The sequence below is a fragment of the Ruegeria sp. SCP11 genome (genome assembly GCF_040329455.1).
In the GTDB taxonomy this organism is placed as follows: domain Bacteria; phylum Pseudomonadota; class Alphaproteobacteria; order Rhodobacterales; family Rhodobacteraceae; genus Ruegeria; species Ruegeria atlantica_E.
Genome location: NZ_JBDZYG010000048.1, coordinates 1 through 1,443, shown reverse-complemented (window position 1 = coordinate 1,443; position 1,443 = coordinate 1). Strand labels below are relative to the sequence as shown.

2 protein-coding genes are annotated in these 1,443 nt (G+C 64.2%); both read left to right on the top strand.

Annotated elements, in window-relative coordinates; all coding sequences use genetic code 11:
* A partial coding sequence (locus tag ABLN94_RS24555) for an electron transfer flavoprotein subunit beta/FixA family protein (protein WP_352997338.1) occupies window positions 1-582 on the top strand: 582 nt, incomplete at its 5' end.
* Window positions 582-1,443: electron transfer flavoprotein subunit alpha/FixB family protein (locus tag ABLN94_RS24550; protein ID WP_352997336.1), on the top strand; the 862-nt coding region annotated here is incomplete at its 3' end. The genes ABLN94_RS24555 and ABLN94_RS24550, both read left to right, overlap by 1 nt.

Genomic DNA, 1,443 nt, shown 5'->3' with positions numbered 1-1,443 from the left:
GCCGTTTCGATCGGCGTCAAGCAGGCGCAGGAGACGCTGCGGACCGCGCTGGCTATGGGCGCCGACCGCGCGATCCTGGTTGTGGCGGCGGATGACGTGCACACCGATATCGAGCCCCTAGCCGTTGCCAAGATCCTGGCCAAAGTGGTCGAGGAAGAGCAGCCCGGTCTGGTTCTGGCCGGTAAACAGGCGATCGACAACGACATGAACGCCACCGGTCAGATGCTGTCGGCCCTGTTGGGCTGGTCGCAGGGCACCTTCGCGTCGGAAGTCGACATCGAAGGCGACAGCGCCAAGATCACCCGTGAGGTGGACGGCGGCCTGCAGACCATCAGCGTCAAGATGCCGACCATCGTGACCGTAGACCTGCGCCTGAACGAGCCGCGCTATGCGTCGCTGCCCAACATCATGAAGGCGAAGAAAAAACCGCTGGATGAGAAAACCGCCGCCGATTACGGCGTCGACGTCACTCCGCGTCTGGAAGTGGTCAAAACCGAAGAGCCGCCGGCACGCGCCGCCGGTATCGTCGTGGGCTCGGTCGACGAGCTGGTCGAGAAACTCAAAGAAGCGGGGGCTGTGTAATGGCTGTTCTTCTTCTCGCTGAAGTCAACAATGGTGAGCTGTCGCTGGACGCCACCGCCAAGGCCGTCAACGCCGCAAAGGCTCTGGGTGATGTGACCGTTCTGGCCGCGGGTGGCTCGGCCGCCGCCGCTGGTGAGGCCGCCGCCAAGATCGACGGTGTGTCCAAGGTGCTGGTCGCCGAAGACGACTCGCTGGGTCACCGCCTGGCGGAATCGACCGCGGCGCTGATCGTGTCGCTGGCCGATGGCTATGAGCACATCGTTGCCCCCGCCACCACCGACGCCAAGAACGTCATGCCGCGCGTTGCAGCCCTGCTGGACGTGATGGTGATCTCGGATGCGTCCGGCGTGGTTGACGGCTCGACCTTCGAGCGTCCGATCTATGCGGGCAACGCGATCCAGACCGTAAAGTCGAACGACGCCAAGAAAGTCGTCACCCTGCGGACCGCGTCCTTCGACGCAGCGGGCGAAGGCGGTTCGGCCCCGGTTGAAACCATCTCGGTTCCGGCTTCCGAAGGTCTGTCGTCGTGGGTCGAGGACAAGGTGGCCGAGAGCGATCGTCCGGAACTGACTTCGGCTGGCGTTGTCGTCTCGGGCGGCCGTGGTGTCGGCTCGGAAGAGGACTTCAAACTGATCGAAGGTCTGGCCGACAAGCTGGGCGCCGCCGTTGGTGCCTCGCGCGCCGCAGTCGACTCGGGCTATGCTCCGAACGACTGGCAGGTGGGTCAGACCGGCAAGGTTGTTGCCCCCGATCTGTATGTCGCCGTCGGCATCTCGGGCGCAATCCAGCACCTGGCGGGCATGAAGGACTCGAAGGTCATCGTTGCGATCAACAAGGACGAAGAAGCCCCGATCTTCCAGG